Origin of the sequence: Candidatus Anaplasma sp. TIGMIC (genome assembly GCF_028204095.1) — a bacterium.
Classification (GTDB): Bacteria; Pseudomonadota; Alphaproteobacteria; order Rickettsiales; family Anaplasmataceae; genus Anaplasma.
The window spans coordinates 1-7,560 of the sequence record NZ_JAQLOH010000041.1 but is presented as its reverse complement, the minus strand read 5'-3'; the positions used below and the strand labels follow the sequence as shown (position 1 = coordinate 7,560).

The following is a 7,560-nucleotide window of genomic DNA, read 5'->3' as shown; positions in this document are numbered from 1 at the left end:
GTATTGTGTAATGATTTGAATTGGTAAAGCACTTCGACCAGAGAAAAAGGATGCGTCACATAGTGCGTAATAACCAAACGCAATGGGGTTGGCGTTATACTAATCTATCTCGTATAGGCATGAACTGCGAGGCCAACATCAGGAAGCAGCTTCCTGAACTTAGTGAAACGTACACTACAAATAGTGACCTCCATTAGCTTATTGTACTACTAGGGGCTAAAGGAGAAAGTACCGCAAGCTCTCAAGCTATAGACTTAAGAGAGGATAGCCAATTGAGATTGGCGTACTACATCAGGAACATTGTAGCAAGCCCAAGGAAAATTAGGAAAGATAATATATCGCTCGCGGCACATACGATAATGGATGACGATATCGCAGGATCAGCTTTGAAGAAATTTAGCATCATTGGTACTGCGGCACCTGACAAAGTTGATATGGAAAACGTTATTATCATTGATACGGCAAACAGCACCTCAATAGATACATCGTCAAATCTTACAACAACGGCTACAGATGCTATGGCCGCTATTATAGCGCCGTTTACTAAGCCCACGAAGAGCTCTTTTACAAGCAATCTCCGGGAATTTCTATAAGTTAGCTGTTTTGTAGCTAAGGCACGTACAGTCACGGCAAGGGCTTGTAATCCGGAATTCCCACTCATAGAAGCTATCATGGGCATAATTATAGAGAGAGCAACAAAGCTTTTTATTGTGTCACTAAACCAGCCAATTACTAATGAACTAGCTGTGGAGGTCAAAAGGTTCAACAGTAGCCAAGGCATTCTCCTCGCCACAGTTTTGAGCATGGGCGAACCTATATCACTGTCTGATACCATACCTAAATGCAAGACGTCCTCTTCGGCTTCTTCATGTACGACATTTATGATGTCATACACTAAAATTGAGCCTATAATGCGGCCTTCTTTGTCAACTACGGGTGCAGACAGCAGGGAATACTGCCTGAACATTTCGGATACTTCTTCCTGTTTTGCATTAGGTCGAATGACTTTTACGTCAGTATCCATTAACTGATGAACTGATACATCTCTATTGCATGTGAGAATATCGTCTAAAGCCAGGACGCCAATGGGCTGCAATTTGGGGTTTATCACATAAATTTCGTGAATTTTTCCATGTTGCTGGGCGTTATCGCGCAAAAATGTGGTCAGCTGATCTAAGTTCCAATGAGCAGGGACAACAGTGATGTCCTTATGCATCAGACGACCAGCGCTTTTTTCAGGATAGGATAGTAGCTCGCTTATTAGCAAACACTTCTCTTCTGGCAGTAGGCGTAGGATCTCCTCTTGGTATTCTAGGCTGAGGTCTTCGACTATTATTACTATGTCTTCGCTATCCAGATCGGCAATAAGTGATGCCACCCGTGCCACTCCCAATGTACTTACGACTTCCTGTCTTAGGCCAGGTATGAGATGCACCAATATTTCTGATATCAGGCCATCTCCAACGTTTTTGAGGAGTTCTCTCCTTTGACTTGGAGTTGAAGTGAGTAAGAACGACGCCAGCTGTACGCCATCCACGCGCTCAATTACCTTCTGGATATCTTCTACCCTTTCTTCTTCTATCGCATCAATAAGAAAATCACTAGTACTCTTGTCCAACAAGTGATACGACATAGCAGGCCCGGTAACTCATAAATTCAGACAAAGCAGTGTAGCCACTCCTAGCACATTTTTTCCGGATTGTACATCGTGAAGTTGGCAGTCAATACATGCGGTTTAGTGTGGGAAAGCTGTGGCACATCTAACTATCTCTACAAGTGGATAGAAGGTTTTGTATTTTGAACACATATACTCTGTTACCTAATGCACTGACTATCCCTCTGGTACAAAGTATATGTTGTGGAGTGCCAATATTTTCGCAGTGGATGCCATGGTGTCACGGTTTGGTTGCTACCAATATTAGAGTAGAGAAGGAGATAGGTAAGGATTGACTTGCACAAAATAGTTTGTAGTATCAGTACGGTGATGCGGCCCTTATGGCGGAATGGTAGACGCGGTAGACTCAAAATCTACTGCCCGTGAGGGTGTGCTGGTTCGAGTCCGGCTAAGGGCACGTCAGGGTTTTTAGGCGTTTGTGGTACGGCGTTTTACGCATGTGTATTCTCCTTCTTTGTTAGGTACAGAATGAAAGTCGACAAGAAAGTTGTTGAAAATGGTCAGAGCTCCGATTCTCGGGATGTCGGGGAAGTCGTAAGGGTTATGCCTGCTGTTGTGGATTTAGAATTCCCAAAAGGATATGTCCCTGAAATATTATATGCCCTGGAGAGTGAAAAGTGTTACCAGGGAAGAAAGCTCGTACTAGAAGTGGCTCAGCACCTTGGTGATGGGGCTGTGCGTTGTATAGCGATGGGAAGCACGGATGGCTTAACTAGGGGAGACAAATTCGTAAGCATGCATTCACCCATATCTGTTCCGGTTGGCAGAGAAACTCTTGGTAGGGTTTTTGACGTTCTTGGTTCTCCGATAGATGATATAGGCGATATCGGGGATGGTGTTGAATATCGCTCTATACATTCTGCGGCGCCTGCGCTGTCTGATCAGAGGGTGGCGACTGAAATACTTGTCACAGGCATTAAGGTTATAGACCTTTTAGCGCCGTACCTTAAAGGTGGTAAGGTAGGACTATTTGGTGGTGCGGGGGTTGGTAAGACTGTACTTATCATGGAGTTGATAAGTAATATTGCTAAGGCGCACAAAGGCTTTTCTGTTTTTGCGGGAGTTGGGGAGCGTACGCGTGAAGGGAATGACCTTTATAGAGAGATGATAGAGTCTGGCGTTATAGACCCTGGTAACCCCGAAAAATCCCAGGCGGTTCTTGTATACGGACAGATGAATGAACCTCCTGGTGCGAGGATGCGTGTTGCGTTATCTGCGTTAACGATGGCAGAGTATTTCCGCGACTCTGAAGGGCAGGACGTCTTGTTCTTCGTAGATAATGTATTTAGGTTTACCCAGTCCGGGTCGGAGGTATCTGCGTTGCTTGGCCGTGTCCCGTCGGCTGTGGGCTATCAGCCAACACTGGCTTCGGAAATGGGTGCAATGCAGGAGAGGATTACTTCTACTAATAAGGGGTCGATAACCTCGGTGCAGGCTATATACGTACCTGCAGATGACCTTACAGATCCAGCGCCGTCTACATCCTTTGCGCACCTTGATTCTACTACAGTATTGTCCAGACAAATCTCTGAGCTCGGTATATATCCTGCTGTTGATCCTCTTGAATCCACGTCGCAGGCGTTGTCCGCGGATGTTGTTGGTGATGAGCATTACGCAGTTGCGAAGGAAGTGCAGCGTATATTACAAACGTACAAGTCTCTACAGGACATAATAGCCATCTTGGGTATGGATGAGTTGTCTCAAGAAGACAAAATTTTGGTTGCTAGAGCAAGGAAGATACAGAGATTTTTGTCTCAGCCATTCCATGTTGCGGAGGTATTTACTGGTAATCCTGGGGTATTTGTATCTCTTGAGGACACAGTTCGTAGTTTCAAGGGCCTTGTTGAAGGCCAATATGACGACCTCCCTGAGGGTGCATTTTACATGGTAGGTGGCATAGATGCTGCTATAAAGAAAGCGGAATCCATGAAGTAATACTGTGTACATGGGCGTTGTCATCAGAGGCATAGCTGCGGTTTTTTGTTTGTGTTCGAGGTTAGTTTATGGAGTGCTTTAGTGTGCAATTTGTGTCGCCCGATAGCAGGGAAGAGTTTGGTGGCATTTGCTCATTGGTAGCACGTACACGCAATGGGGAGTTTGTTGTTATGGCAAACCACGAGAAGGCAGTTATGGATCTATCTTCACACATTGTTATTTTGAAAGACGAGAAGGGTGGCAGTACTGTAATTGCGGTTTCTAGTGCTGTTTTGAGTGTGGAGAATAACGTATGTACGATAGTTGCTGACCGTGTAATATTGCCTGGGAAGACGGACAGTAAAGAGAAGCTAAAAGGCTTGAGAGAGGAAGTTGAGCGGGTACTCTCGTCGTGTAGTGAAGGTATTCTTGCAGAGCAAGCTAGGGCGGATTTGGAGTTCATTCATATGGTATTGGCGGAGTGAAGATATTTTTAGATACGATAGACGTGGATAGCATATCCTCGTTGAATCATACTGGAATGGTTGATGGGATCACTACTAATCCAGCTCTGTTGTCTGCTGCCCAGAGGCCATATAAGGAGCTGCTTACGGAGATATGTGGTCTTGTATCAGGCGATGTGAGTATAGAGGTAATTTCCACTGATGTTGATGGGATGGTCCGTGAGGGGTTGGAGCTGTCTCGTATAGCCTGCAATGTCGTTGTTAAGTTACCTCTAACATTTGAGGGAATATCGGCTTGTAATATTCTGTCGAAAGTTCATAACATAAAGGTGAACGTTACTCTGTGCTTCAGCGTTCCTCAAGCCATATTGGCTGCAAAGGCTGGTGCGTACTTTGTTTCTCCGTTTATGGGTAGGATTGATGATTTGGGCGGAGATGGCGCTGCTTTGATTAGGGATATACGAGTTGTATACTCTAATTACAATTTCAGTACGCAGATTCTTGCTGCGTCGGTTAGGGGGCCGCAACATGTTGTTGAAGCGGCAAAAGCCGGTGCGGAGATTGTGACGGTTCCCGTGTCTGTGTTTCGGCAGTTGTTTCGTCATCCTATGACTGACAGTGGTCTCAATGATTTCTTGAAATTATGGAAAGAGGCAGGTAAGAGCATACTATAACGCCATAGAGGGTTCTGTCTTTCTTAGTCTTGCCCATTGTTTTTTCTGTTCGTATGTGGGTGTTGCCGATATGGCATAGAGCCTTTTCATTACTATTTGTTGTGTTGGAATTCCGGCAGATCTGTGCTGATGCTGTAATAAGGTTACAGAGTTCTAGCCATGGGCGATTGCATGTGTGTTCAGGTGCTTCGGTGTTTTGAGCTCTTTATTTTAGCGGTAAAGATATAGTTGGGAATAGGAGAGAGAGGGGTGCTTAGTTGCGTCAGCTGCGTATTTTTAGAATCAGCCTTTTTATCTTGGGTAAAAGGTGGTAAGGTGTAGACGCGTTGAAGGCGCATGGGATTGTTATGGCGAAGCTGGGAAAACTACTTAGTGTTGACAGTTTAAGTGATGATGACCTAGAAGGCATAGTTGAGTTGGCTCACAGGTATGTCGAAGGGTATGTCGCGGAGAACGTGCTCAAGGGAAAGGTTATCGCAAACCTGTTTTTTGAAAATTCTACGAGGACATTATTAGCATTCGAGATCGCAGAAAAGGTACTGGGAGCTGTTGCTGTTACCCTTAATATAGCCACTTCGTCGCTTAATAAAGGGGAAAGTGTTGCAGATACGCTGACGACTTTAAGCGCTATGGGCATCGATTTAGTGGTTGTGAGGTCTGGACATAGTGGTTTTATACATGAAGTTGAAGAGAAAGTTGGTTCCTGCTGCGTAATTAATGCTGGAGATGGTAACTATGAGCATCCGACCCAGGCTATTACCGATTATGCTGTAATACGGTATTTGAAGGGCGTCAAAGATATAAAGGGAACAAACGTGACTATTTGCGGAGATGTTTTTCGCAGCAGGGTAGCTCGCTCCAATATTCGCCTGTTGTCGCGTTGTGGAGCAAATGTAAGTGTAGTTGTTCCGCCGAGTGTTTCTGGTGCTGTTTCATTGCAGGGTGTGTCTACAGTGTTTAATTCAATAGAAGAGGGAATAAGACAGGCAGATGTCATTATGCTTCTACGTATACAGAAGGAGCGCGTGTGTGGTGGCACATTTATATCGGCAAGTGAATACGCAAGGCACTACATGCTAAACAAGAGTAGATTGTCTGTTGCCAGGGAAAATGTAATAGTAATGCATCCTGGGCCTATAAACCGTGGCATTGAAATATCAAGTGAAGTTGCGGATAAAAGTTCATCTATCTTGTTGCAGGTGAAGATGGGTGTTGCTGTTAGAAAAGCGATTTTGCATTACATGTTAGGATGAGATACAGGGCAGTAATAGAGTACGAGGGGACTTCCTTCATAGGCTGGCAGCGTCAGAGAAATTCAACAGGAAGGTCTGTACAGGAAGCTATAGAAGAAGCCATTAAGAAGTTTTCGCAACAGACTGTTGAGGTGTGCGCTGCTGGGAGGACTGATGCAGGTGTTCATGCATTAGGGCAGGTAGTCCACTTCGACCTTAAGGTGTCACTTGAAGACTATGTTGTTAAAAATGCGCTGAACCACTATTTGCGGTTTGAGAGTGTTTCTATTTTGCACCTAGAGCGCGTTGATCAGGAATTCCATGCCAGGTTTTCGGCGAAAAAAAGGCATTACAAGTATAGGATACTGAACAGAGAAGCTCCGCCGAGTCTGGATCGTTTCCGGTGCTGGCACGTCCCCAAGAAGCTAAATGTATGCGATATGCAGGAAGCTTCAACTTATATGTGTGGGAAGTTTGATTTTGCTAGTTTTAGATCCAAATCATGTCAATCCAAGTCTTCCATAAAGACTATAGATGCGATTGAAGTTGTGGGAGAAGGAGAAGAAATAATGGTCAATGTGTCTGCACCTTCTTTTTTACATAATCAGGTCAGGATCATTGTTGGCACCCTTGTACAGTGTGGAAGTGGGCTTTTCCCGCCTGCGCACGTTGAGCAAATAATAGAGAAAAAAAACAGGGCAGCTGCAGGTATAACAGCGCCTGCACACGGCCTATACTTGACTCACGTAGACTACTAATAGGAATAGCTGATACCCCGTGTTGAGCTGCTGTACCGACGCTATTGTTTGAGGCTTACTCTTAAATGTCTGCAGAGACCGTTGCTTATTATAGAAAAAGAGTTAGAAATTTTCGGTGATAGAGATAGCAATAAGTAGCCATTGTCATTTGTGTCGCGATATTTTGTTTTTAGCGCTATTTAAAGCGGCATCAAACCCCACTAATTATATAGGAAGTGAAAAACCCGGAGACTATGCTAGACTGAAGCTTTCGTATATTGCGCACTGCGGAGCGTAGATAGCTAAAATTCTTTTGTATGATACGTTAATGACGTTCTACAATTCTGCTTAAGAAGCAAAAGAAAGAAAATGTACAATTAGAGCGTCTGCGCGCCAATTTTCTTCTCAGACACCATGCCATACAATAGGTCCTGACCAGGGCATTATGAGTGAGAGCCATTTTTTTCTTCACAGGTAGCAGATCCGCAAAATTTTGCGAAGTCTTTAGTCATTACCCTAGTGCATGAATTTATAGGAGTTTTGCATTTTCGAAAAACACAGCGGGAATAGATGGTCATCAGCACTTTATTTCTGACACGAGCTCGGGACAATCGCGTGTAAGTTTTCAGGAGCATGCTTTTATAAATGTTGTTAGGAATGCGCAACAGGAACAAAAATTCTTGTGCTTTATCTCTAAACACATGCTTTAGCCGGTATTAAAAGTTATACACATACGGACTAAACACAATTTATGCAGTCTGATGAATAAATAATATGTTGCTTCGCAAATAGAAAAGCGCGAGACTCGTCTCGGTGCTCGGTGCTCGGTGCTCGGTGCTCGGTGCTCGGTGCTCGGTGCTCGGT

Annotated in this window: 7 protein-coding genes and 1 tRNA gene; 7 read left to right on the top strand and 1 reads right to left on the bottom strand. The window is 44.4% G+C overall.

The features are described from left to right. Nucleotides 1-286 precede the first annotated feature (286 nt). On the bottom strand, nt 287-1,633 hold the full coding sequence (gene mgtE / locus PGW94_RS04145; RefSeq protein WP_271758924.1) for a magnesium transporter: 1,347 nt from the start codon (nt 1,631-1,633) through the stop codon (nt 287-289). Nucleotides 1,634-1,989: 356 nt separating this feature from the next. Between mgtE and PGW94_RS04140 the strand changes: the two genes are divergently transcribed. The 7 genes from PGW94_RS04140 (at nt 1,990) to PGW94_RS04110 (ending at nt 6,994) form a co-directional block, all read left to right on the top strand. Next, a tRNA-Leu gene (locus PGW94_RS04140) sits at nt 1,990-2,072 on the top strand. Between the two features lie 71 nt (nt 2,073-2,143). Beyond that, nucleotides 2,144-3,610, top strand: coding sequence for a F0F1 ATP synthase subunit beta (gene atpD, locus PGW94_RS04135; RefSeq protein ID WP_271758922.1), 1,467 nt, complete (start codon nt 2,144-2,146; stop codon nt 3,608-3,610). Nucleotides 3,611-3,678: 68 nt separating this feature from the next. Continuing rightward, entirely contained in the window at nt 3,679-4,074 is a 396-nt protein-coding gene (locus PGW94_RS04130; protein WP_271758920.1) for a F0F1 ATP synthase subunit epsilon, read from the top strand. Beyond that, a complete protein-coding gene (gene fsa, locus PGW94_RS04125; protein ID WP_271758918.1) occupies nt 4,071-4,727 on the top strand; it encodes a fructose-6-phosphate aldolase in 657 nt (218 codons plus the stop codon). The genes PGW94_RS04130 and fsa overlap by 4 nt, the downstream gene beginning before the upstream one ends. A gap of 356 nt (nt 4,728-5,083) precedes the next feature. Next, nucleotides 5,084-5,980, top strand: coding sequence for an aspartate carbamoyltransferase catalytic subunit (locus tag PGW94_RS04120; protein ID WP_271758926.1), 897 nt, complete (start codon nt 5,084-5,086; stop codon nt 5,978-5,980). Beyond that, the gene (gene truA, locus PGW94_RS04115; protein WP_271758914.1) at nt 5,977-6,717 is read left to right on the top strand and encodes a tRNA pseudouridine(38-40) synthase TruA; all 741 of its coding nucleotides are present in this window, start codon (nt 5,977-5,979) and stop codon (nt 6,715-6,717) included. Before PGW94_RS04120 ends, truA begins: the two co-directional genes overlap by 4 nt. Before the next feature lie 115 nt (nt 6,718-6,832). Then, the gene (locus tag PGW94_RS04110; protein WP_271758910.1) at nt 6,833-6,994 is read left to right on the top strand and encodes a hypothetical protein; all 162 of its coding nucleotides are present in this window, start codon (nt 6,833-6,835) and stop codon (nt 6,992-6,994) included. Nucleotides 6,995-7,560: the final 566 nt, after the last annotated feature.